The sequence below is a fragment of the Sphingomonas sp. Root720 genome (genome assembly GCF_001428605.1).
Lineage (GTDB): Bacteria > Pseudomonadota > Alphaproteobacteria > Sphingomonadales > Sphingomonadaceae > Rhizorhabdus.
In genome coordinates, this window is record NZ_LMID01000013.1 from 116,531 (window position 1) to 139,668 (window position 23,138).

General features: G+C 64.6%; 20 protein-coding genes. 6 read left to right on the top strand and 14 right to left on the bottom strand.

The features are described from left to right. The first annotated feature begins 84 nt into the window (after positions 1-84). On the top strand, positions 85-2,211 hold the full coding sequence (locus ASE22_RS17965; protein ID WP_056362919.1) for a TonB-dependent receptor: 2,127 nt from the start codon (positions 85-87) through the stop codon (positions 2,209-2,211). 38 nt (positions 2,212-2,249) lie between these two features. Beyond that, entirely contained in the window at positions 2,250-3,074 is an 825-nt protein-coding gene (locus tag ASE22_RS17970) for a hypothetical protein (RefSeq protein ID WP_056601439.1), read from the top strand. A 192-nt stretch (positions 3,075-3,266) separates the two neighbouring features. Here the strand turns inward: ASE22_RS17970 and ASE22_RS17975 are convergent, their stop codons facing one another. The 9 genes from ASE22_RS17975 to ASE22_RS18015 all read right to left on the bottom strand — a co-directional run bounded on the left by ASE22_RS17975 (position 3,267) and on the right by ASE22_RS18015 (position 14,982). After that, positions 3,267-3,461, bottom strand: coding sequence for a hypothetical protein (locus ASE22_RS17975; protein ID WP_056362924.1), 195 nt, complete (start codon positions 3,459-3,461; stop codon positions 3,267-3,269). A gap of 94 nt (positions 3,462-3,555) precedes the next feature. Continuing rightward, the gene (locus tag ASE22_RS17980; RefSeq protein ID WP_056362927.1) at positions 3,556-5,433 is read right to left on the bottom strand and encodes a CocE/NonD family hydrolase; all 1,878 of its coding nucleotides are present in this window, start codon (positions 5,431-5,433) and stop codon (positions 3,556-3,558) included. Between the two features lie 89 nt (positions 5,434-5,522). Beyond that, positions 5,523-7,952, bottom strand: coding sequence for a TonB-dependent receptor domain-containing protein (locus ASE22_RS17985; RefSeq protein ID WP_056362929.1), 2,430 nt, complete (start codon positions 7,950-7,952; stop codon positions 5,523-5,525). Positions 7,953-8,024: 72 nt separating this feature from the next. After that, positions 8,025-9,011: a FecR family protein gene (locus ASE22_RS17990; protein WP_056362932.1), complete on the bottom strand. Its 987-nt coding sequence runs from the start codon at positions 9,009-9,011 to the stop codon at positions 8,025-8,027. Beyond that, a complete protein-coding gene (locus tag ASE22_RS17995) occupies positions 9,008-9,580 on the bottom strand; it encodes an RNA polymerase sigma factor (protein ID WP_056362935.1) in 573 nt (190 codons plus the stop codon). Before ASE22_RS17995 ends, ASE22_RS17990 begins: the two co-directional genes overlap by 4 nt. 165 nt (positions 9,581-9,745) lie before the next feature. Beyond that, complete coding sequence (locus ASE22_RS18000) at positions 9,746-10,870, bottom strand: YkvI family membrane protein (RefSeq protein WP_056362938.1); 1,125 nt, start codon at positions 10,868-10,870, stop codon at positions 9,746-9,748. 2 nt (positions 10,871-10,872) lie between these two features. Then, complete coding sequence (locus tag ASE22_RS18005; protein WP_056364065.1) at positions 10,873-12,012, bottom strand: dipeptidase; 1,140 nt, start codon at positions 12,010-12,012, stop codon at positions 10,873-10,875. Positions 12,013-12,167: 155 nt separating this feature from the next. Beyond that, positions 12,168-14,096, bottom strand: a complete 1,929-nt coding sequence (locus ASE22_RS18010) for a CocE/NonD family hydrolase (RefSeq protein WP_056362941.1) — start codon at positions 14,094-14,096, stop codon at positions 12,168-12,170. Positions 14,097-14,346: 250 nt separating this feature from the next. Further along, the gene (locus ASE22_RS18015) at positions 14,347-14,982 is read right to left on the bottom strand and encodes a helix-turn-helix domain-containing protein (protein ID WP_056362944.1); all 636 of its coding nucleotides are present in this window, start codon (positions 14,980-14,982) and stop codon (positions 14,347-14,349) included. 390 nt (positions 14,983-15,372) lie between these two features. Here ASE22_RS18015 and ASE22_RS18020 point away from each other — a divergent pair, with 390 nt between their 5' ends. The 3 genes from ASE22_RS18020 to ASE22_RS18030 all read left to right on the top strand — a co-directional run bounded on the left by ASE22_RS18020 (position 15,373) and on the right by ASE22_RS18030 (position 18,323). Further along, complete coding sequence (locus ASE22_RS18020; protein ID WP_056362947.1) at positions 15,373-16,497, top strand: NAD(P)/FAD-dependent oxidoreductase; 1,125 nt, start codon at positions 15,373-15,375, stop codon at positions 16,495-16,497. Between the two features lie 16 nt (positions 16,498-16,513). Continuing rightward, entirely contained in the window at positions 16,514-17,407 is an 894-nt protein-coding gene (locus tag ASE22_RS18025; RefSeq protein ID WP_056362950.1) for a CPBP family intramembrane glutamic endopeptidase, read from the top strand. A 166-nt stretch (positions 17,408-17,573) separates the two neighbouring features. Further along, positions 17,574-18,323, top strand: coding sequence for a class II aldolase/adducin family protein (locus ASE22_RS18030; protein WP_056362952.1), 750 nt, complete (start codon positions 17,574-17,576; stop codon positions 18,321-18,323). Here ASE22_RS18030 and ASE22_RS18035 read toward each other — a convergent pair. From ASE22_RS18035 to ASE22_RS18045, 3 genes are read right to left on the bottom strand one after another with little or no spacing between them, the layout of a single operon-like run. After that, positions 18,315-18,674 carry a cytochrome c gene (locus ASE22_RS18035; protein ID WP_056362954.1) on the bottom strand — a complete coding sequence of 120 codons (360 nt, stop codon included), beginning with the start codon at positions 18,672-18,674 and terminating at the stop codon, positions 18,315-18,317. The genes ASE22_RS18030 and ASE22_RS18035 overlap by 9 nt on opposite strands. After that, a complete protein-coding gene (locus ASE22_RS18040) occupies positions 18,667-19,902 on the bottom strand; it encodes a molybdopterin-dependent oxidoreductase (protein WP_056362957.1) in 1,236 nt (411 codons plus the stop codon). The genes ASE22_RS18035 and ASE22_RS18040 overlap by 8 nt, the downstream gene beginning before the upstream one ends. A 28-nt stretch (positions 19,903-19,930) precedes the next feature. Continuing rightward, complete coding sequence (locus ASE22_RS18045) at positions 19,931-20,983, bottom strand: YeiH family protein (RefSeq protein WP_235536281.1); 1,053 nt, start codon at positions 20,981-20,983, stop codon at positions 19,931-19,933. Between the two features lie 72 nt (positions 20,984-21,055). Between ASE22_RS18045 and ASE22_RS18050 the strand changes: the two genes are divergently transcribed. Further along, complete coding sequence (locus tag ASE22_RS18050; protein WP_056362960.1) at positions 21,056-21,943, top strand: LysR family transcriptional regulator; 888 nt, start codon at positions 21,056-21,058, stop codon at positions 21,941-21,943. 120 nt (positions 21,944-22,063) lie between these two features. Here ASE22_RS18050 and ASE22_RS18055 read toward each other — a convergent pair whose 3' ends face one another. Both ASE22_RS18055 and ASE22_RS18060 read right to left on the bottom strand, forming a co-directional pair. After that, a complete protein-coding gene (locus tag ASE22_RS18055; protein ID WP_156397129.1) occupies positions 22,064-22,831 on the bottom strand; it encodes a Crp/Fnr family transcriptional regulator in 768 nt (255 codons plus the stop codon). Further along, complete coding sequence (locus ASE22_RS18060) at positions 22,812-23,066, bottom strand: DUF6894 family protein (RefSeq protein ID WP_056362963.1); 255 nt, start codon at positions 23,064-23,066, stop codon at positions 22,812-22,814. The genes ASE22_RS18055 and ASE22_RS18060 overlap by 20 nt, the downstream gene beginning before the upstream one ends. Positions 23,067-23,138: the final 72 nt, after the last annotated feature.

The following is a 23,138-nucleotide window of genomic DNA, read 5'->3' on the forward strand; positions in this document are numbered from 1 at the left end:
ACATCATGTCGTATTAACATCATAACAACATACAATCAGTACTCCCGCAGGGGAGGCTATGACGCTGACTTTTGGGGAGGACATATGAAGCGTTTCACACAGGCTTATCTGCTCGCCACCGCTGCCGCCATGATCGTGGGCGCGCCGGCCATGGCGCAGGATCAGGCCGATAGCGGCGCGATCGCCGACATCATCGTCACCGCGAACAAGACCGGGGCTTCCTCGGTGCAGCGCACCCCGATCGCCATCTCCGCCTTCTCGGGAGACGACCTAGCCGGTTCGCACATCGTCAGCACCAAGGATCTGGGCCAGATCGTCCCCAGCCTCGCCGTGTCGCAATTCTCGACCTATGCGCAGATCTACATCCGCGGCGTCGGCTCCAACAATTCGTTCAACGGCTCGGACCCGAGCGTGACCGTGCATGCCGACGGCGTCTATCTCGCCCGTCCCTTCGCCCAGTTCATGAACTTCCTCGACGTCGAGCGGGTCGAGGTTCTACGCGGGCCGCAGGGGACGCTGTACGGCCGCAACTCGGCCGGCGGCACGATCAACATCATCTCGCGCACCCCGTCCAACGATCTTAAGGCGCGTATCGCGGCCAGCGTCGGCAATTACGGACTGGTCGACGTTGGTGGCTATGTCAGCGGCCCGATTGTCACCGACAAAGTGCAGGTCAGCCTCGCCGGCTCCTATGTCACCCATGATCCCTATCGCGAGAATATCGTCGCGTCGGGCAACAATGTCGACGACGAGGACAGCCGGGCGATGCGCGGTCAACTGCGGCTGGTGCTGAGCGACCAGATCGTCGCGACGACGCGCGGCGACTATGCCCTGTCGAAGCAGCGCATCCCGGGCTTCTCGGTGCTCCGCACCCCCTATGATCCCGTGACCAACAGCATCCTCGGCAATTACGACAAGGTCGCGCTCGATTTCCCGCAGTCCAGCCGCACCCGCATCTGGGGCGTGTCGGAGGACATCGAGTTCGAGCTGAACGACAGCACCACGCTCAAGTCGGTCACCGCCTATCGCGACAGCAGTTCGCGCTCCCAGCAGGACGGCGACGCGACCGACCAACCGCTGCTGACCGTCAACCTGGGCGAGCGCGCCAAGCAATTCTCGCAGGAACTCAACCTGGTCGGCACGGCCGGCAGTTTCGATTACGTCCTCGGCCTCTTCTACTTCAACGAGAAGACCCGCACGAACAGCATTCTCGGCCAGCCGGTCCGCAATCTGCGCGCCACCTTCCAGCCCTATACCCACACCAAGGCCTATGCCGGCTATGCGCAGGGCACCTATCGCTTCAGCGACACCCTGTCGGCGGTGCTGGGTGGGCGCTATTCGGAAGAAACGAAGGACTTCACCCAGTCGATCGACCGGCGCTTCGTGTCGACCAACGTCGCACTGCCCTTCATCACCTATGCGGCCTCGCGCAAGTTCAAGTCCTTCACCCCGAAATTCGGCCTGAACTGGACTCCGACCCAAGCGATCCTCGCTTATGCGTCGGTGACGCGCGGCTTCAAGAGCGGCGGCTTCAACTTCAACTCGGCCAGCGCCGCACAGGGCTTCGATCCCGAGACGCTGTGGAGCTATGAAGCGGGCCTGAAGACCCGGTTACTCGACAACCGGCTGCTCGCGAACCTCAGCGCCTTCCGCTATGATTACAAGGATCTGCAGGTCAACGCCTTCATCAGCCCCGGCGTGACCGACATCGTCAACGCCGCCTCGGCGACGGTGAAGGGCGTCGAGCTGGAACTGACCGCCAAGCCGGTCCCCGGCCTGAACCTGACGGCCAACTTCGCCTATCTCGACGCGACATATAAGGACTATCCGGGCGCTCCGATCGGCGGCACCGCGACGATCGACGCCAGCGGCAACCGACTCAACAACGCGCCCAAGTTCACGATGAACTTCGCCGCGCAATATGAGCATCGCATCAGCGACAATGGTTCGGCCTATGTGCGCGGCGAATATTCGCGCCGCAGCCAGACATATTTCACCGTGATCAACTCGCCGGTGATCGGGCAGGACGCCTATGGTCTGGTCAACGCCGCGATCGGCTACAAGGCCGGCGAGCGTTGGACCTTCGAGCTGTGGGGCCGCAACCTGACCAAGCGCGAATATGTCCTCAACGTCTACACCAGCGGGCCGGTCCCCTCGGGCATTCCCGGTGCGCCGCGAACCTATGGCGCGCGGCTGAGCTGGACCTACTAAGACGCAGGCCGACAGGGCAGGACCGAGGAGGAGCCGTCATGTTCAAGCTTGCAGCAGCAGCCTTGCTGTGCGCGCTCCTCTTCACGGTCGTCGCCTGGCGACGACGCGGCGCGCGCTGGCTGCGCTTTGCTCTGGCGAGCTTCGCCTTCTTCGCTCTGATCACCGCCACGTTCTGGATCATATCGCCCGATGGCACTGCCCGCACCGTCGAGGCCAATGCCGGCGGCACATTGATGCTGCAGATCGTCCAGGGACGCGGCACCATCGTTCTTCCTTTTGGTCTCGCCGCTCTGGCCGCCGCCTGGTTGTGGGCAGATCAAAAGTTTGCGGCCATGCTTGGCCCGTTTGCTTATAATAGCTTGATGACCATAGAGGCGATCCGCGCGCAGTTCACCTCGCTTGCCACCCCGGAACGCTGGACTTATGTGATCCTGCACGCATTTTGGGCCGTTTGTCTTGGCATTTACTGTTCTGGACTGAGCAGGCGATTGCCGCGCCGGATACTCGTCGCCGCCTGCGTCAGTGCGCTCCCGATATTGGTCGGCACCACCCTCTATCTCGCTCCAACGCTTCTGATCGGCGCATCGCCGATAGTCCCCTCCCCCACCTTGCTCCTTCATTCGGCCCACGCTTTTGGCGCGTCGCTGATAGGTCTGGGTTTGGTCAGCTTCTCCTATTGGTCCGGTATGGCCGATCGACTGAGTCAAAATCTTTGCCTGGCGGCGGCGGCGTTCCTGATATCTATAGCGGCTCTGGACGGCTTATGGCCGGTGACTACCATTGCCCTGGCTTGGGGGGCGCTCCATCTCCTGCCCCGGCCTGCTCTCCGCGCTCGAACACCGGCGTCGCCTCAAACTATTTAGCGAGTCCGTCGATCACTGAAGCAAGTCGGGTTTGCCGGAGGCCCCACCTCTTGAGAAGGTGGAGCCTGTACGAGCAAGACGACGACAAATTTTCGCCCGAAGTTCGCGAGCGGGCAGTGCGCATGATGATCGACCACGAACGCGATCACTCTTCTCGCTGGGTATCACCGATCGCTGCGCGCTCTATCGGGATCAGGCCGCCGCGCGTTGCAGCATTCCGAACAGATCGCGCGGGTCATCCGGGTCCGCCACCATATCGATCTGCTGAAAGAAAGTAGTGCCGCCGAGTTTACCGTGGATATACCGAAGCGCCGATCTGAACCCGTCTGCGGCCCGGGTAATATCCGGTCCGCCGAGGCTGGGGATATGCTCTTGGGTCCGACGCATGACCGGTTCGCGCGAAGACCTGGCGCCCCCCCGTGAATGTCGGACGACCCGCCCGAGCAGCCGGCCTCGCCGGCCATCGCCCGGTCCGTCGAGATCATTGTTGACCGGCGATAACGGGAACGATGATCGATGATGCCATTCGAGCGGAGGAATAGATGGTCTGCGTCGCCTTCTGGAAGTCCTGCTCGCGCGCACGGGGAATATCGGGCACGAACGTCTGCGGATTGCGGTCGATGATCGGGAACCAGCTCGACTGGACCTGCACCATGATCCGATGGCCCTTCTTGAAGACATAATCCCGGTCGCGCAGCGATATCCGCCATTCGCGCGGCCGATCGGGAGTCAGTGCGCGCGGATGGTCGTAGCCGTCGAGGAAGCGGCCGCGCTGCACCTCCATCGCCATGGGAAACTGATAGCCCCGCAGCGCCTCGTCCGGACCGTCCTCGGGGTAGACGTCGATCAGTTTCACGACGAAGTCGGCATCGGTGCCGCTGGTGGAGGCGAAGAGGCTTGCCGCCACCTCTCCCGCCACCCTGATATCATGGTCGAGCGGCGCACTTTGGTAACTGAGCACGTCCGGCCGGTGGTCGACGAAGCGCTGGTCGCGCGTTTCCCAATGCTCCCATCCGACCGTGTCGAACGTCGAGGTGATCGGACGCTGGCGATAGGGCACGGGGTTCGCCGGATCGGAAACATATGTCCGGGTCGTCGTTCGTTCGCGGGCGGTGGGCGGATCGAAGGACAGGCTCCCGTCGCCGTGGAAATAGAGATGGGTCGGCTTCGCCTCCTTGGGCGGCCAGCTGGCATAGTTCCGCCACATATTCGACCCGGCTTCGAAAATCCGCGCGCCCCAATCGGGCCGCTTCCCCTTGTCGTGAAGCCAGTAGGCGAAGAAGGGCGCTTCGATCTGCGACCGGAACTCGGCCGAGGTCTCATGCCCTCCGAGCGGGATTTCCCCGATCGTGGCACCTTTGGGGTCGCGGCTCCAGCTGCCATGGGTCCAGGGGCCGGCAACGATGACGTTCAGGTTGCGGGGATCCCTGCGCTCGGCGGCATGATAGAGTTGCCAAGGCCCCCAGGGATCCTCCTGATCCCAGAAGCCAGCCACGGTCAGCGTCGGCACCCGCGCGGCGGTGATGGACCGGGTCCACACCTGGTTCTTCCAATATTCGTCATAATCGGGATGCGACAGGATGTCGGTCCAGAGCTGGAGATCCTTGTTCAGATACCGCGAGCCGTTGGAGACGGGACCGAGCTTCAAATACCAGTCGTAGGTATCGTAGTTGTCGAACTTGAATGGGGCGTTGGAGAATTTTTCCGACTGTTCGAGCACCGCATATTCGAACGCGTAGCTGAGACGCAGGGCGCCATTATGATGCAGGTCGTCGTTCATGAACTGATCGACGGGCGCAGCCTGCGAACTGACCGCCCTCAGGGCGGGATGCGGGCGGGTCAGGGCCATCCCCGCCGTCAGGCCGGAATAGGAGATGCCGTACAGCGCGGCGCGACCATTATTGTCGGGGACATGTTTGATGAGCCAGTCGATGGTGTCGTAGGAATCGGTGGCATCGTCGACGGCATTCGGGTTGGTCACGTCGATCTTCGTGGATACGTTGAACACGCCCTCCGACTTGAAGCGGCCCCGCAGGTTCTGAAAGACCCATATATATCCGTCTTTCGCGAGCTCCGCCTGCTCCATCGGGATCGTTTGCCAAGCCTGCTCGGGCACCCCATAGGGCGTCCGCTTGACGAGCATCGGAAGCTTGCGGCCCTTCAGCCAGAGCGGACGAAGCACGACGGTCTGAAGCTTCGTCCCGTCGCGCATCGGGACCATATATTCGTGATAGCTGAAAATGGCCTCGCTCTTTACGGGCGAAGGAAGCTCGGGAGCTTCGGCCGAGCCCGATCCGCTCTGGGCGACGATCAGCAAAGCGGCGGCGCAGAGGCCGAGGGTCTTCAAGCTCCGATACATGGACGTCTCCCCCGGGGCGAGCTTGCGAAACAAGAAAGCTAGAACCAAAGGCTGGCGGGAGGCGAAAAACTATCGCCTCCCGACCGGCCTCAGAAATCGAGACGCACGCGGACGCCATATGTCCTTGGCAGGCCCGAATATCCCGAAGCGGCGGCTTCGGCGGTCGGCCCACCCTCCTTGTTGAGGAAGTGCTCCACGTTGGTCAGATTGCTGCCGTAGAGCTGCACCGACCAGTTCTTGCTGTCGGGCCGGTACGTCACGGCGGCGTTGAACAAGGCGAAATCGGGCTGCTCGTAAAGCGCGCCGCGACCCGACCGGAAGGTGATCTTGGTCTGGTATGTCACGCTGCCGGTCAGCTCGATCGCGGCCCCGTCGCGCAAGCCGATGTCATAGCTGCTCACGACGCTGAACTTGTGCTTGGGCGATCGTTCGAGAGGCTGGCCCTTGAGATTGACGGCACCGTCGGGATTGGTGATCGGATCGACCGCTTCGGGAATGGCCGTCTGGAAGTCCTTATATTCGGCGTTCAGATAGGCATAGTTTCCGTAGATCGTCCAAGCCCGGATCGGCTTGATCGTCGTCTCGACCTCCACGCCGTAAAGCCGGGCCGACGCGGCATTGACGAGCCGCAGGGTCGAGAGGCTGTTGCCCACCCGGCGCTGAAGATCGCGATAGTCGGAGTAGAAGGCGGCCAGATTGAAGATAAGCGCACCATCGAGCTGCTTCGTCTTGATCCCGCCTTCGTAGTTCCACACCGTTTCCGGGGAGAAGCCCTCCTCTTCGAGCCCCAGCGATGCGAAGCCGCCGCTTTTGAATCCCTTGGTCGCCAACGTATAGAGGAGCGTGTTCTCGCTCACCTTATAGTCGATGGTGAAGCTCGGCGTGAAGGAGTTCCACGACCCTTTTCGGCGCGTGCTCGTGAAGAGATTGACGCGACCGGTACCATCGTCGAAGTCGAGCGAGTTGCTGAGTTCGCGATGCTCGTGGCTGTAGCGAGCGCCTGCGCCGATATGGAGCTGATCGGTCAGGGCATAGCCCACTTCGCCATAGGCGGCCCAGGCCCGCGAACTCGCATCGGCCGGGAAAAATGTCACCCCGCTGTCGGCCGCGTCCCTCAGATCCTGATCGGCCTTCTCGGACAGGAAATTCGCACCGAACAGATAGTCCAGCCGGCCGTGGCCAGTGCTGTTCGCATAGACCTCCTGCGTGAAGGTCTTCGATCTCTCGGCGATATAGGAATGCGACCGGAACAGGGTGGTCGCATCGTCATCGGTGAAGATCGCGGTCTTGGTGTCGCGATAAGCGGTAATGGATTTGACGGCGATGGCGTCATTGGCTGACCAGTCGATCGTCGCCGAGGCGCCGTACAAGTCGCGATTGTCGAACGTGTCGACCACGTCGCCATTTATGACAGCCTCGAACTTTCCGGCCGGCGGCAGGGCCCCCGCACCGGCGCCCCCGAGAGCCAGCAGCTGATCGATCGGAAATCCCTGGCGCTGGCGGAAATAGTCGCCGGCCAGCGTCAGCTTCAGCGTCTCCGCAAGGTTGAACTGCAGCTTGCCGCGGAAGCTCTGGTAATCCTCGTCATTACCCTTGCCCCCGCCCGGGCCGACATTGCGGACATATCCATCCCGCTTCGAGGCCTCGGCGGACATGCGGAACAGGATCTTGTCCTCCACCAGCGGGCCGCTCAGCGCGAGCCCTCCCTGGAAATGTTCGAGATTTCCGATCTCGGCGTTGGCCGACCCTTCGAATTCCCGGGACGGCGCCTTGGTCACGAAACTGATGACGCCGCCAGTGGCGTTGCGGCCATAGATCGTCCCCTGCGGACCGCGCAGGACCTCGACGCGCTCGACATCGGCGAACGGGATCTGATTGCTGGTCTGCCGGGAGAAATAGACGCCGTCGACATAGGTCGCGACCGACGAATCCGCCGAGATGCTGAGCAGGTCGCTCGAGATGCCGCGGATCGAATAGGTGCCGCCGAGATTGGTCGAAGCCGTCAGGCCGGGCGTGTAGGCCGCGATATCGGTGGCGTTGCGGATGACGGACCGGTCGAGGCTTTCGGTGGAGAAGGCGGAAATGGCCGCAGGCGTATCCTGAAGCCGCGTATCGCGCTTGGTGGCGGTGACGATGATCTCCCCTTCCCCGCTATATGCGTCGGGCGAAGGGGTCGTCGCGCTCGTTGGGCCGTAACCCGCCGACCTGCCGTTTCCCGCGCGACCGATCGCGAAGGCGCCCGAAGGATCGGCCTGGACTTCGTACCCGGTGCCGACGAGCAGCGCTCTCAGGGCGGCCTCGTCGGTCATCGAACCTCTCACGCCGGGGCTGTGCTTCGCCCGAACGTCCGAAATCCGGTAGAGGATCTGCTGCCTCGTCTCGCGGACATATTGCTCGAGCACCTGCTTCAGATTGCCGGCCGGGATATCGAATTCGCGCATCTGGGCCTGTGCGGGAGCACCGACGCAGACCACGCTGACGCTCGCCGCGAGAGCCGGACCGAACTTTGAAAATGCCATTATTGTCTCCCCCCTTCGTGGATTGTCCACTCTGAAGGGGAAGACGAACCGATGCCGCGAACCCGTAAAAATTCAGCTGGAAATTCTTATCTCGTCCGCCGTCGCCTGAACTTCCAGACCGAAAGTGTTGTGCAAGAAGCGCGTGAACCCGTCGACGTTCGAGACGCTGAAATTGCCGCCGACCCGGATCGATGCCGCCTCGGCGTCCGATATGACCATCTTGCGCTGGTTGTAGCGGTTGAACTCGGCCACGACGTCGCCGAGCGTCGACTGCTCGAAACTGAGCATGCCGCCACGCCATGCCAGCGTATCCGCGACGAGATCCGACGCCTTGGTGGCGACATAGGTGGATGGACCCTCGATCTTCGCGATGTTGCCCCTCGTGATCGTCGTCGACGGGACCTCCGCCCCCTCGCCTCCAGCCTCGTCGATCCGAACGCGGCCTTCCACCACCGATACCGTGATATTGCCGCCATCGCGCCGGACGGAGAATTTCGTGCCCAGGACGGTGATGGTGCGCAGCCCCGCATGCACCGTGAACGGGACCTTGTCCGAGTGTCTGACCTCGAAATAGGCCTCGCCCCGATCGAGCCATACCTCGCGCCGCTCGGCGGTGACGGCCGCGCGCAAAAGCGTCGCGGTATTCAGTTCGATCCTGCTGCCGTCGTCGAGCGGCACGATCTTGCGGCCTCCGACCCGTGTTTCGATGCGCTGCTGGGCAAACGACCCTCCCGCCCCGCCGGGATAGCGATCGTGCAGGGCGTGGAATCCGACGAACGCGAACATCATCGCGATCGAAGCCGCGATCGCGAAAGCCGTCCATGGCGGCGCGCCCGTTCGCGTCGTGCCCCGGGGATCCGCGAAGGCGGTATCGCCGACGGCAACGATGCGGTCGGCCTGCTGCCACCAATAGCTCAGGCGCCAATAGGCCATCTTGTTCGCGACCCTCTCGGCGAGCCAGTCGTCGAGATGCTGCTGATCGGCCTCGCGCCAGCCGGGTTCCTGCCGAAGGCAGAGCCAGTGCGCGGCCTCCTCCTCTGTCTTACGTTGGTCGGTCATCCCTGACGCCTCCGGAGCAATCTGGATACCGCCGGCAATCGGCTCGCCTTACTATCATCTCCCGAGAGAAAATCCACGATCGCGCGTATACCCGATTGCGTCTCCTTTTCGACGGTGGACAGGCTGACCCCCAGGCATTCCGCCACCTCCCTGGTGGACAGCCCCTCGACCTTGCGGAGGCGGACGACCTCCCTGCAGCGGGGCGGCAACCGGCTTACGGCATCGAGCGTCCGGCGCAGTTCGTCGCGAGCGTTCAGCTGTCTTTCGGTGGCGAAAATATCCACGTCGTTGCTCGCGTCCTCCAGATCGGCGAAGATTTCCACGGACACGATGCGGGCCCGCCTTGCCCGGTCGATCAGGAAGTTGCGCGCGACGGTGATAAGATATCCTTGGGGATTTCGCGGCATTTCCGCGCGGGCGGCGACGAACACGCGCTCGTAGATCTCCTGCCGCACATCGGCAAGGTCGGTCCCGGCCGGCGAGTTGCGACGGATGAAAGCCATCAGCATTCTTTCGAGAGGAAATATCTCCCGGTCAAACCATGCGTGAAGGGTCTTGTCGTCGTTCATGGGCCTGCATGCCGCCTTGCGGTCCTAGGTAAGACACGTCGTTCGCCAGGAAGCCGGCGACGCATCCGTCCGGCGATCGTCGAGCCGGTCGGGGCAGGAAGCACTTCCTGCCGGCATCATCGCGGCTGCGGAGAATTGTCTGTCGCATCGACGGCCCATGCGCGCTCAGCCCGAGCGGACGAGCCGCAGGACACCGATCGTCAGGACGGGCAGCACGTAGACCGCGAGCAGCGCATAGGCGAGAAAGCGGTAACCGCTGCCGATCAGCGTCACCAAGCCGAAATGGTTCGCCACGAAAATGCAGCCGATCAGCAGCCCGAGCGCGATCAGCGCGCGAGCGCGAGCCGACAGATCGACGCCGTGCCGCTTTCGCCACACCGCCGAGATGCGCTCGTTGATCGCGTGGACGGAGCCGGTGCCGCTTTCGAGCAGGGCGGAGAAGATCATAAGCTGAAACAGCAGGTGGAACAGCGGCAGGCGAAGCTGCTGGAGCATGAAGTCGGACGGAAGCGTCTCCTGCGCGATGCCGGGGTAGAAGGCGATCATGCAGGTGAAGAACAGCAAGGCCGGCAGCATGGCGAGCGGCCCCGCGACCAGCCCGGCAACGATCGCGTCGCGGCGGCTGCCCATGTGCCGCACCACCGGCAGGATCACGACTGCGCCGACGATGTTGTAGCCGGCATAGGCCAGTCCGCCGGCCGCCCACCCGTCGCCGCTGGCAGGCAACGCGAAATTGGCCGCGATGCGGTCGCCGAAGCGGCCCAGCGCCAGGATCACGAACAGCGCGTAGACGGCGTAGAGCAGGAAGGAGACATATTTGAAGAGCCGCTCGACCGATTTGTTGCCGAAGGTGGCGAAGCCCGCCATCGCCGCCGCCAGGCACAAGGTCCCCGCGATGCGAGGCCAGCCGAACACGGCCTCGCCGATCGCCCCGGCAGCTGCGCCGAACACCGACAGGATCAGGATGACGAACAGGACATAGGCAATCTCGAACAATATCCAGCCGGGCCCCAGCAGCCTTTCGAAAAAGGTGCGATAGTCATAAGCCTGCACCGAACGTGCGAAGGCGAAGGTGACCGCGCACACCAGGCTCCAGACCAGCATCGCCAGCAGCATCCCGGCTACGCCCCCCCACGGTCCGCTCGGCAGGAAGAATTCGGCCAGTTCTCGACCGGTGGCGTAGCCGCCGCCGATCACCACCGCCTTGAAGGCGAAGCCCGGCAGCAGGAAGCGCTGGAACCAGCTGGATTCCTCACGGTCTCCGCTCCCACCGTTGACGCCGGATTCCATCGTCACTTCCAGGTCTGCGACAGCAGGCGGAAGAAATTGCCGCCGAGGATCGCGACGATATGCTCGTCGGAATAGCTCCGGCGGATCTGTTCCTCGGTCAGGTCGAACATCTTGCGCGGATGATCGAAGCCGTCGGTGTCGATCTTCCCGCGGAAGGCGTAGCTCGCCTTGTAGCCGGCCTTCAGCTTCTCGTAATCCTCCTTCGGCATGTCGTCATAGCCGTTGAGATCGGCGTCGGATCCGATCCCGACATGCTCGACGCCAACCAGCCGCGCGACATGGTCGATATGGTCCACGATCTGCGGAACGGCGGTCGGCTCCTTCGCACTGACGAAGTTGCGCACCCCGGTGATCCCCATTACGCCGCCCTTCGCCGCCAGCGCCTTGATCGCCTCGTCCGATTTGCAACGCGGATGATCGACCAGCGCGCGACAATTGGCGTGGGTGATCGCGATCGGCACCGACGAGAGCGCGATGCCGTCGAGCGTCGTGCGATCTCCGCAATGCGATACGTCCACGAGCATGCCGACCCCATTCATCGCCCCGATGATCGACACGCCGAAGTCGGTGACGCCGCCATCGACCCGCTCGGTCGATCCCGATCCGAGCAGGTTCTGGGCATTATAGGTGAGCTGCGAGCAGCGCTGACCGAGCTGGTAGAAGGTCTTCACGTCGTCGGTGTTTCTGAAGTGCTCGGAGTTCTGGACGCCCAGAATGACGGCGCAGCGCCGCTCCTTCTTGGCGCGCCGGAGATCGTCGGCCCTGTCGACGAGCAGGAAAACATCGTCGTTGCGCGCGGCGAACCCGGCGGATTCGCCGATCCAGGTCAGCACGTCCTCGCGCGCCGTCGGCCCCATGAAACCCATCGACTGGTGAAAGCCGGTGATTCCGCTGTCGCGGAACTCGGCTGCCGTCTTGGCGTCCATCCTTCCCTGATAGGCTTGCGGTCGGCCATCGATCTTCAGCACCGCCAGCATGTCGATCACCAGCGCGCGCTCCATCAGGTCCACGGCACGCCGCGAATAGCGATGCGGCGAGGCCGCATGGAGCGCGAAATAGCCCCGATTGATCATTGGAAAGCCGAGCGCGGCGGCGCTCGCGGCGGCCCCCTGCAAAAGCGTGCGACGGGAAAGCTGGGTCATCATCTTGCTCCTCGGGCCAGCGGGAAGCATGAACTCCGGTCCTCGCGGGGGACGTGGAGCCCAGGCTCTCGGATCACATGCGCATCAACGCGCCCACGCGCGCGGAAAGCCCCCTCGGCCTCCGTCCGCGACGAAACCATGTTTTGCGGCAGCGCTCATCGACGCGCCGTCTCCACGCTCACCGCGATCGCCGAAGGCCGGTCCGGATCATGGTAGACGGCGTGAGTCTGCGCCGTGAAATCGCCGGGCTTCGCCTCGAGGATGTTGGGCACGAAGGTCTGCGGGTTGCGGTCGATCAGCGGGAACCAGCTGCTCTGGATCTGTACCGCGATGCGATGCCCCTTGCGAAACAGATGCGCGGCGGCGTGGAGGTCGATGTCATAATCAAGCACCGCCCCCGGCGTGATCGCCTCTGGCTGCGACAGGCTTTTGCGGAATCGACCGCGGAACACGTCGTTGGCGATCATCATCTGCCGCCCGCGCAGCGCTTCCGGAACCGTTTCGTCGGAAGGGTAGACGTCGATCAGCTTGACCACCCAGTCGGCATCGCTGCCCGTGGTGCTCGCGAACAGACGGGCGGCGATTTCGCCGACGATGGCGACATCCTCCTCCAGGGGATCGGTTTGCCAGAACAGGACGTCCTTGCGCTTCGCAAAAGGCACCTGGTCGTCGGCCAACCATTCGGGCCATGTCGACTTTTCCGCCAGGAAGGGCTGGATCGGTCGCTCGCGATAGGGAACCGGGTCGGCCGGATCGGACAGGAAGCTGTCGGGCCGGCTCTCCGTCGGCGCCGGCCGCTCGAAGGACAACTTGCCATTGGCATGGAGATAGAGGTTGCGTTTCGCGACGCCGTCTCGCGGGGGCCATTGGCGGTAGCGCTTCCAGCTGTTGCCGCCCGTCTGGAACACCAGCGCCTCGGGCTGGTCGAGCTTGCCCTCGCCCTTCAGCCAATGTCGGAACCAGCGGGTCTCGACGTCCGAGCGGAAATAGGTCGCGGTAGGCGAGCCGAGATCGAACGGGCCGTAGTGACTGCCGTCGCCCCGTGCCCAGCCGCCATGGTACCAGGGGCCGATGACGATGAAGTTGCGCCCGTGGCGGTCCCCCTTTTCCTGATTGCGGTAGATCTCGAGCGGTCCGTAGAAATCCTCCTGGTCCCACCAGCCTGCGACGATCAGGTTCGGCACCTTGACCGTCTTCGGCATCCGCACCGAGGTTTCCTGCTCGCGCCAGAAGGCGTCATAGTTGGGATGGCGGACGAAGTTCTGCCACGTGGGCAGTGGCCGGCCGATATGGACCCGATCGAGCTTCGCCAACTCGCCCTGCTCGAGGAACCAGCCATAGATGTCGTCCTTGCCGAAATCGAAAGGCTTCAGCGTGCGGCCGTCGGTTTCCAGCGCGGCGGAATATTCCCACGCATAGTCGAGCCGGAAGGCCCCGTTGTGGTGGAAATCGTCGCCGATGAACATCGATTCGGGCGATGCCTGCACCGACACCGCCTTCAACGACGGATGCGGCTTGATCACGGCCATCGCCGACGTCCAGCCGCCATAGGAAATGCCGAAGATACCGACCTTGCCGTTGTTGTCGGCCAGGTTCTTGGTCAGCCATTCGATGCTGTCATAGGTGTCGGTGGACTCGTCGATCCCGGCGGCCCCGGTCACCATGGGGCGGAGCATCACGAACTCGCCTTCCGATCCGAAGCGCCCGCGGATGTCCTGGAACACGAAGATGAAGCCTTCCTGCGAAAGCTCCCTATATTCGCCGACGAAGGATTTCTTCAGCCGCTCCAGCTCGAAGCCATAGGGCGATCGCTGCATCAGGATCGGCAGTACCCCCTTGGCATCGACCGGCCGCCACACCTGGGCATGGAGGCGGACGCCGTCGCGCATCGGGATCATCACGTCTTCGCCGACATAATCGCCGATACGGGTGCCCGGCGGCAACGCCGTCGCCTCGCTCCCGTCGACTGCCACAGCGGCAATGGCGGCCTTGGGAGCGGCGACCACCGGCGCGGGCGGCCACACCAGAGCCATGGCCAACGCCAGTCCCAGAGAGAGCGAATTGGTTTTCGCCGTCGCGTACATGGATCACCTCCCGACCTTGCCCGCTTGCATATCGACATTTCTCCAGACTGCAAAGAATGTTTTCTTATGGGAGAAATATTCACTATTAAGAAACATCGCCGAAGCCGCATCGGCGCCACTTCGGGCGCGCGGCGCTTCAGTGTCGAATAAAACCCCGAATATGATGCCTGGTGTCACGCGTGACGGGCCCCTCGCCCGTTATGCGAGGTCCCGGACGGCCCCCGGGGGAGGCGCGGCGGCCGGCCGGGCGCTAGATCGACGCGCGATCGGCTTCGGCTAGGCCGACGAGGGTCTTCTCCAGATCGGGATCGTCACCCGCGCAGACGGCCAGCACCACCGCCCTGTCGCATTCGTGCAGCACATAGGCGTGGCGCATCTGGCTGTCGATGTAGATGCCTTTGCCCTGCCGGATCACGGTCGGCGCGTAAAACTCCAGGTGGACCTGGATGGCGCCCTCCAGCACATAGATGAATTCCTCGCCTGGATGGCTCACCTGTTCCCCGAATTGCTCGAGGGTGCGAGCCTTGATCTCGCTGATGATCGGGACCATCCGCTTGCGGGTCAGATCCGAACAGAGATAGTCATATCGATAGTTCTGCGTCTCGATCCGCACGGAGTTGCCGGCGTCCATCAAACTGCGACGCGCCGTCACCGGCTTCGCGCTGCGCTCTGCCTCATCGGACTGGCTGAAGAAATCGGCCATCGACATGCCTAGCCGCTGCGCCACCTTCTGGATCTTGTCGTAACTGAGCGACAGTTTGTCGCTCTCGACCTTTCCCAGCGTGGACAGCGGAATCCCGACGACCTCGCTCATTTGCTTGAGCGTCCAGTCGTGCCGGCGCCGGATCGCGACCACCAGGCTACCGAGCGTCTTTCCCTCTCTCATTCAGAAAAACATTATCCCCTTCCTCGAGCCGGCCACCGCCCCGGGCCGCCCAGGTCCGGCGGTGACTGCCTTCGCATAACGCTAATTCAACAGAACCGACCTGACCAGAGAATTCACCCATGACCGCGAACCTGATACGGGGGATTGCCGCTTTCGACCCCAGCGATCCCGCCTACGCTGACGCGCCGAAGGTTTACGGTTGGCGGCGATGGCGCGCCTCCCCGGCGCGACGAGCGGCGATTAGGGAGCACATCCAGGCGGATTAGAATATAATCCTATATAGAGATAATTTTTCTAATTGGATAATTCACTACGATCGCCTAAGCTCGATGACAGGCTTACGGCCCGACGGCCGGTCCCCCGGGGAAAGATTAGGAGCCCCAACGACTTATGGACAGCGACTTCATTGTGATCGGTGCCGGAATCGCAGGCGCCTCGGTAGCAGCTCTGCTGGCGGCCGAGGCGAGAGTGATCCTGCTCGAACGCGAGGATCATCCGGGCTTCCACTCGACGGGCCGCTCGGCCGCGCTTTTTTCCGAGATTTATGGGAACGAGACCGTTCGGGCGCTGTCGCGCGCCAGCCGACCCTTTTTCCTCGATCCGCCTCAGGACTTCAGCGAGACCGATCTGGTGCGACAGCGGGGAAGCCTGTTTCTCGCCTCCGCCGCGCAGCTCGAGCAACTCGATGCTTTCGCCGCCCTGCCCGACATCGCGCCGGTGACACGGCGGCTTTCGGGCGAGCAACTGACCGAGCTGTGCCCGCAGATCCGGGCCGACTTCGTGGTGGCGGGTGTGCTCGAACCCCAGTCGATGGACATCGAGGTTCATGAGCTGCACCAGGGCTATCTGCGCCTGTTCAGGCGACGCGGCGGCACGCTGATTACCGAGGCTCCGGTGGACGCCATGGTGCGGGAGGACGGCGGCTGGCGCGTCGCCGCCGGATCCCGCCGCCTGCGCGCACCCGTCGTCATCAACGCGGCGGGCGCCTGGGCGGACGCCGTGGCTGCGTTGGCGGGCGTGGCGCCGATCGGACTGCAGCCCTATCGCCGCACCGCCGTTCTCGTCGATCCGCCGCAAGGCGCTGCGACCGACAAGTGGCCGATGATGATCGACATCGACGAGGAATTCTACGTGAAGCCCGATGCGGGGTTGCTGCTCGTCTCCCCGGCCGACGAGACGCCGAGCGACCCGTGCGACGCCCAGCCCGATGAGCTGGACATCGCCACCGCCATCTATCGCGCCGAGGAGGCGCTGAAACTGGACGTCCGACGCACCAAGCGAAGCTGGGCGGGACTGCGCAGTTTCGTCGCCGACCGGACCCCTGTCGTCGGCTTCGATCCTGAGGCCGAGGGCTTCTTCTGGCTGGCCGGCCAGGGCGGGTACGGAATTCAGACCGCGCCCGCGCTGGCGCGCGCCGCCGCCGCGCTCGCCCAGCACGGCGATCTTCCGCCCGACCTTCTCGCCCAGGGCGTACGACAGGCGGATCTCGCACCGGATCGGTTGCGGCGGAACTGAGCCGGGGGAGGGCGTGATGCTGAAGGGAGGAGGGCTGAAGATGACGTCGGACGAACGATCGACTGGAGAGGTGGCGACCTTCCTGGCGCTGACCGTGGCGCTCAGCACGCTGTTCTACGCGCCGATCATCGCGACGGGGAATGTGGCTGGCGGGAATATGCTGTATGTCGGCGGCCTGATGTGGTCGCCGGGCACGGCGGCTATCCTGACGATGCTGATCTACCGGAGGAATTTTGCCACGCTCGGCTGGAACTGGGGCGGCTGGCAGTGGAATCTGCGCGCCTATCTCATTCCGCTCGGCTATGCGGCGGCGGCCTATGCGGCGATCTGGCTCACCGGCCTGGGCAGCTTCGCGCCATCCGCCAACGTCGCCAGGATCGCGGAGATGCTGGGCTGGCCGGGCGCGTCGGCCGCGATGGTCATCCTCGCCTATGTCGCGCTGGCGGCGACCGCCGGCCTGATCCGCGGTGTCGCCTTTGCCTTGGGCGAGGAGATCGGCTGGCGCGGCTTCCTCGCCCCGCGGCTGATCTCCCGCTTCGGCTTCGTCGGCGGCACCGTGATCGTCGCGCTGATCTGGGCGTCCTGGCATTTTCCGCTGTTGCTGTTCGCCGATTACAACGGCGGAACCCCCTGGTGGTACGGCCTGAGCTTCTTCACCCTCCTCGTATTGGGGAGCAGCTTCGTGCTGAGCTGGATCAGGCTGCGTTCGAACAGCGTCTGGCCGTGCGCGATGCTGCACGCGAGCCATAACCTCTTCATCCAGTCGGTGTTCAACCCGCTGACCGGGCCGACCGGCGGGGCGACCGCCTATGCGATTGGCGAGTTCGGCTTCGCCGTCGCCATCACGCTCGGCATCGTTGCGGTCTATTGCATCTCGCACCGTCCCGAGGGGCCGGACCGTCCAGCGTAAGCCAGGCGGCCGCGCCGAACTCGTCCTGAAGCCGTTTGCCGAGATCGACGTGGGGCCATGTTGCTCAAAGCCTGTCAGCGCCGATACAGAAAGTGCCGATTGCTGCGACCGACCAGTTCGCGGTAGACGACGTCCGCACCATGGACAAATAGCAGGCAGATGCCAGATGGCCACGACCAACCAACAGCCCCTCGACGAAGCTGCGCTTCGCCGCCAGCTCACCGATTTCTATCACCTCGTCGTGCATCTCGGCTGGTCGGAGATCATCTTCAACCATATCTCGGTGCGCGTCCCGGGCCCCGAGCACCATTATCTGATGAACCCGTTCGGCCTGCTCTACGAGGAGATCACGCCCGAGAACCTGATCAAGGTCGGGATCGACGGCAAGCTGGTCGAGCCCTCACCCTATCCCGGCAACCCCGCCGGCTTCGCGCTCCATGGCGTCATCCACGAAAACCGTCCGGACGTCGCTTGCGTCGCGCACACCCACACCAATCCGGTGTCCGCGGTGGCGGTCAAGCGCGAGGGGATCAGCCACGACAATTTCTATGGCGCACAGTTGTTCGGCCGGGTCGCCTATCATGATTTCGAGGGGATCACCCTCTATGACGACGAGCGCGACCGTATGCTGCAGAGCCTCGGCGACAAGCATGTGCTGGTGCTTCGCAACCATGGCATCGCCGTCGCCGAGCGGTCGATCCCAGCGACCTTCACCTTGTTGTGGACGGTGCAGCGCGCGGCCGAGATACAATGCATGGCGGGCCAGGCCGGCGGCGCCGATACCCCCCTATCCGACGAGGTGCGGCAGCGCTGCGCGGACGATGCGCTGCGGCTCGCGACCTCGGGCAGCTTTTCGGACATGGTGTTCAACGCGTCGGTGCGCCGGATGCGCGCACAGCAAGCCCGATCAGCCTGAAGACAGTCGCGCCAGATAATCGATGATCGCGGGAACGTCCTCGTCGGCGACGGGGGCGTGGTAGACCTCGCGCATCTTGCGCACGATCCCGGCCCACTGGTCGCGCGTGAGCTTCGGCTGGACCTGCACCATGCTCGCCGAATGGCAGGACGCGCAGTTGGCGTTCATCACCTCCGCTCCCGGCCCGTCGGGATAGGCCTGCTCGTCATAGGGAAGCTCGACCGAAGTCGACCTGAGCGTGAAGCCCTGCCCGCTGACGGCGGCCCGCGGCGCCGCGTCCGATCCGGCCGGAACCGCTATCGCTGCGCCGAGGAGGCAGAGCCCGGCGGCCAGGACAATCCGGTCATGCATCGGACCGCACCTCGATCGTCACCGCCTCCACATTGCTGCGCATGAAGCCGCCGGGATTCCAGATCGGCTTCATCGGCTGCACCTCTCCCGCGTCGTTGGTACAGCGCACCAGCAGGGTCATCGCACCGGGGCCCGCCGGCGTCACCTCCATATCCCAGCGCCGGAAGCCGTACTTTCCGCGATCGGGGCCTAGCGCGGCGGACTGCCAGCTTCGTCCGCCGTCGGCCGACAGCTCGACCTTCGCGACACCCGTGTCACCGCCGAGTGCGATCCCGCCGACCGGAATGGCGGGGCGGAGGGGAACCACCTGCCCTTCGCGCAGGCCGGTGATGAATGACCGGGGCGTCATCCGGCCGATCGGCACCGTCGGGAAATCCCTGGCACCCGGCGCGACATCGGCGCCCGGGGTCGCGGGAATCCTGTAGGCCTTCGCCATCCAGTAGCGGTCGTCGGGTGCGGCCAGAACCTCGATATCCGACAGCATCTTGACCCAGTAGGTCGAATACCAGCCGGGCACGACCAGACGGAGCGGAAAGCCGTTGAGCAGCGGCAGTTGTTCCCCGTTCATGCCGAAGGCGATCATCACCTCGTCGCTGCGGGCATGGTCGATGGCGAGCGCCTTTTCGAAGCGCGGCGCGCCCTCCACGGTCGCTCCGTCGAGCCCGGCGAAACGGACCGCGGCCGCGCCGGGCAGCACGCCCGCCTGGTCGAGCACGTCGCGCAGACGCACGCCCAGCCAGCGGGCGTTGCCCATCGCGCCGTGCGCCCATTGCGCGCCGGGAACGCGCGGTTCGAACAGGCCCCGCGAATTGCCCGAGCACTGGTTCACCGCCGCCAGCTCGATCCGCGGCATGCGCAGGATCTGGGTCAGCCCGATCGACAGCGGCGTGCGCACGCACCCATGGACGGTCAGGCGAAAGCTCCCGACATCGACCGCGCTGGGCATGTCCGCCCAGTGCCAACGCACGAAGAAGCGGTCGTTGGGCGTGAAGACATCGCCGTCGAACACCTCCATCGGCGTTTCGAGCAGCGGCGGATGAACGCGCTGCACGATCATCTCGCCCTTGCCGGGGAAGCCCGCCGCCAGCCGACGGCTGGACGGACCGCCGGGCAGGCGCAGGTCGACCAGCCCCTGCGCGCCTGCGGGGACCGCCAGCGCCGCCGCCGCCCCTGCCAGCAATTGCCGGCGGCCGAGGGGCGCTTTGATCATCGTGTCGAACAGGTCCATGCAGCTTCCTTTCCAAGCCGTTCGTCGCTCAGCCGTTCCAGGCCAGGCCGGTCGCCCACAGGACGACCAGCGCGATCATCCCCAGCAGGCACAGCGAAAGCGTCACCACCGCCGTCACGCGCGGACCCGCCGCCCCTACGCTGCGTAGGTCGACGCCAAGCCCCAGCGCCGCCATCGCGACGATCGTGAGGAACCCGGCGACATGGTCCGCCGCGCCGACCAGCCCGGCGGGCAACAGACCGGCCGACCGTAGCCCCGCCAGCAACAGGAAGACGATGATGAACCACGGCACGATCGATGCAAAGCGCCGACGGTCGAACCGCGCCCCGCGATCGGCAAGCGGACCGCGCGGGGCGAAGAGCGACAGCAGCAGCAGAACCGGCCCCAGCATCAGCACGCGGGTCAGCTTCACCAATGTGCCGACCTGCACCGCGACGCCACCCATGGGGCCGGCTGCGGCCAGCACCTGCGGCACGGCGTAGACGGTCAGCCCGGCCAGCGCTCCGCCCGCGGCCGGCGAGAGCCGCAACACACTCGCGACGACCGGAAGCAACAGCACGACGACGACGCCGAGTACCGCGGTGAAGGCCACCGCCGTCGCAACGTCCTCGCCATCGGCATCGATCACCGGCGCCACCGCCGCGATTGCCGAATTGCCGCAGATCGCGTTGCCGCAGGCCACGAGAGTTGCCATCTTGGACGGCAGGCCGAAGGCTCGCCCGATCAGGAAGGTCAGGCCGATCGCGCTGGCGACCGTCGCGACGATGCCGCCGAGCAATCCTAAACCCGCAGCCATCACAGCGCCGAAGCTGATCGTCGCCCCGATCAGCGCGACGGCGACCTCGAGCACGGTCCTCGCCGACCAGTCGATGCCTGGCGCAAAGGAGGCCGGCAGCGCGCGGACCGTGCGCAGGATCGTGCCCAGCAGGATCGCCAGAACAAGCGGCTCAAGCCAGGCACGCCCGGCGGCGGCGGCCTCGACCCTCCCCAGCAGGAGCGCCACCATGGCGACGCCGACGCTGAGGGCAAGACCCGGCAGCAGCCGGCCGACATGCGTGGTTGAAAGCCCATCTATCATCATCGATAGATCGGCTTGGGATATCCAAAAATCCAATCGATTGATTAGAAGAAAACGATAGACTAAATCTATCGAATGACCCTCGATCAGCTTCGCATTTTCGTCGCCGTCGCCGAGGGCTCGAACATGACCCGCGCGGCATCGACCCTTCATCTGTCGCAGCCTGCGGTCAGCGCCGCGATCGCGAACCTGGAGGGGCGCCACGGCAGCCGGCTGTTCGACCGGATCGGGCGCGGCTTGGAACTGACCAGCGCCGGCCGGCTGTTCCTGCCCGAGGCCAAGGCGGTGCTGGCCCGCGCAGAGGAGGCCCGGCGCGTTCTGGACGACCTTTCTGGGCCGGTCCGGGGGGAGGTTCGCGTCGCCGCCAGCCAGACAGTCGCGACATACTGGCTTCCGCGCTATCTCGCGCGCTTTGCCGTCGCCTGGCCCGGCATCACCCTGTCGATGGTCGACGGCAATACCGCCCAGGCCGCGTCGGCGGTGCTGGCGGGGGACGCCGACCTGGCGGTGGTGGAGGGGCGTACGAACCACCCCGTGCTCGACGGGCGGACGGTGGGGCATGACCGCCTCGGCCTCTATGCGGCGATGGACCACCGATTGGGCGGCCGCTCCATCGGACGGAGCGAGATGCTGGAGGCGATCTGGGTGATGCGCGAGCCGGGGTCGGGCACGCGCGACCATTTCGCGACGGTGCTGCCCGACTATGCGTTGACGATCGGCGATCTCGACATCCGGCTGGAACTGCCGTCGAACGGCGCGGTGCTCGCCGCCGTCGAAGGCGGCGAGCTGATCGCGCCGATTTCCGATGTGGCCGCCACGCCGCGCCGCAAGGCCGGGCTCATCCAGCGGCTCGATTGCACCTTGCCCGAACGCAATTTCAGCCTGCTCGTCCACCGCGAACGGCATCAGAGCCGCGCGGTCCGCACCTTCCTGGATTTCCTGGAGGCGGATGTCGAGCGCTGAGCCGGCCGGCGATCGCAACGGCATCGATGGCGGCGAGGCGGCGGCGTCCAGGACCCGGCCGTCCATGACCCCGAAGGGGATAAGGGCTCTTCCCGCCGAATGTCCCGCCGGAGGCGCCGGTCAGCGCGGCCGCTTCTCGAGGAAGAGGTAATCGGGACTGAAATCGGCGAGGGCGTTCAGCCCGGCCGGATCGGCGATGGTGACATGACCGCCGCGAAACGTGACCAGGCGACGCTCACGCAATTCGCGCAGCACCCGGTTCACATGGACCGAGGTGAGGCCGAGGCAATTGGCGAGATCGTTCTGCGTCAACGCCAGGGGGTAACCCGTCGCATCGGCAAGCCCCACGACCTCCAGGCGAACCTGCAGTTCGCACAGCAGGTGGGCCAGTCGCGCCGCGGCGTCGCGGCGGCCGAGCGACACCGTCCAGGCGCGGTGGATGGCGGCGTCCAAATTGGTCGAAAACCACAATAGCCGCCCGAGGTGCGGGAACTGTTCGATCGCCGTCACGATGGCGGAGTGTTTCGTCCAGGCGATCCTGCAGTCGGTGAGCGCAAGGATGCCGTGGTCGAGCCGCTTGAGTGTGAAGCTGTGCAGGTCGGCGAAATCGCCGGGGACGTGCAACTCGCTGATGTGCTGCTGGCCATCCCGCATGTTCTTCACCCGCCCGAGAAGGCCGTCGACCAGGAGGCCCGACCGGTCCAACGGCTCGTTCTCCTCGATGACCATCCTGCGCGCCGGGTAGACTTGCGGCGGCTCTACGATGGAGCGGAGGGCAGCTTCCTCGGCCGCGCTGACATCGTCGCGCTGCCGCAGCTTCATCAGCAGCTTGTCGACCCAGGGCGTTGCCCCGGTCTGGCTGGGTCCGTCAGCGATAGCGATCACCATAGCGCACCTGGACCGCAGTGTCGAACGGCACCTCGAACAGGAGTTGCCCTTGCTGGTCGGTAACACGGATCATGCCATCGAAATCCAGAAGCCCCCGCCCGAGTTCCTCCCGCAGGATCGATCTGATCCCCGACAGCGCCCTGTCATAGGCCATGTCGAGGTCCGCGAGGTCCACGCCTTCCTCGTCGCGGGTTTCACCCGTGCCGTTGAAGACGTGAAAATAGAAATGGGGCATGCTCTACCCGCGCCTTCCCGGTAGCCGCGGCGGCGACGAGGCTGTCCGCGGGCAGTGATGAATTTCGTCGAA

Coding starts and splice junctions, on each gene's coding strand:
- ASE22_RS18050 (WP_056362960.1), top strand. CDS start 21,056: ATGACCCTCGATCAGCTTCGCATTTTCGTCGCCGTCGCCGAGGGCTCG.
- ASE22_RS17970 (WP_056601439.1), top strand. CDS start 2,250: ATGTTCAAGCTTGCAGCAGCAGCCTTGCTGTGCGCGCTCCTCTTCACG.
- ASE22_RS18060 (WP_056362963.1), bottom strand. CDS start 23,066: ATGCCCCATTTCTATTTTCACGTCTTCAACGGCACGGGTGAAACCCGC.
- ASE22_RS17980 (WP_056362927.1), bottom strand. CDS start 5,433: ATGTATCGGAGCTTGAAGACCCTCGGCCTCTGCGCCGCCGCTTTGCTG.
- ASE22_RS18040 (WP_056362957.1), bottom strand. CDS start 19,902: ATGGACCTGTTCGACACGATGATCAAAGCGCCCCTCGGCCGCCGGCAA.
- ASE22_RS18010 (WP_056362941.1), bottom strand. CDS start 14,096: ATGTACGCGACGGCGAAAACCAATTCGCTCTCTCTGGGACTGGCGTTG.
- ASE22_RS17975 (WP_056362924.1), bottom strand. CDS start 3,461: ATGCGTCGGACCCAAGAGCATATCCCCAGCCTCGGCGGACCGGATATT.
- ASE22_RS17985 (WP_056362929.1), bottom strand. CDS start 7,952: ATGGCATTTTCAAAGTTCGGTCCGGCTCTCGCGGCGAGCGTCAGCGTG.
- ASE22_RS17990 (WP_056362932.1), bottom strand. CDS start 9,011: ATGACCGACCAACGTAAGACAGAGGAGGAGGCCGCGCACTGGCTCTGC.
- ASE22_RS17995 (WP_056362935.1), bottom strand. CDS start 9,580: ATGAACGACGACAAGACCCTTCACGCATGGTTTGACCGGGAGATATTT.
- ASE22_RS18055 (WP_156397129.1), bottom strand. CDS start 22,831: ATGGTGATCGCTATCGCTGACGGACCCAGCCAGACCGGGGCAACGCCC.
- ASE22_RS18020 (WP_056362947.1), top strand. CDS start 15,373: ATGGACAGCGACTTCATTGTGATCGGTGCCGGAATCGCAGGCGCCTCG.
- ASE22_RS18000 (WP_056362938.1), bottom strand. CDS start 10,870: ATGGAATCCGGCGTCAACGGTGGGAGCGGAGACCGTGAGGAATCCAGC.
- ASE22_RS17965 (WP_056362919.1), top strand. CDS start 85: ATGAAGCGTTTCACACAGGCTTATCTGCTCGCCACCGCTGCCGCCATG.
- ASE22_RS18045 (WP_235536281.1), bottom strand. CDS start 20,983: ATGATGATAGATGGGCTTTCAACCACGCATGTCGGCCGGCTGCTGCCG.
- ASE22_RS18035 (WP_056362954.1), bottom strand. CDS start 18,674: ATGCATGACCGGATTGTCCTGGCCGCCGGGCTCTGCCTCCTCGGCGCA.
- ASE22_RS18025 (WP_056362950.1), top strand. CDS start 16,514: ATGCTGAAGGGAGGAGGGCTGAAGATGACGTCGGACGAACGATCGACT.
- ASE22_RS18015 (WP_056362944.1), bottom strand. CDS start 14,982: ATGAGAGAGGGAAAGACGCTCGGTAGCCTGGTGGTCGCGATCCGGCGC.
- ASE22_RS18030 (WP_056362952.1), top strand. CDS start 17,574: ATGGCCACGACCAACCAACAGCCCCTCGACGAAGCTGCGCTTCGCCGC.
- ASE22_RS18005 (WP_056364065.1), bottom strand. CDS start 12,012: ATGACCCAGCTTTCCCGTCGCACGCTTTTGCAGGGGGCCGCCGCGAGC.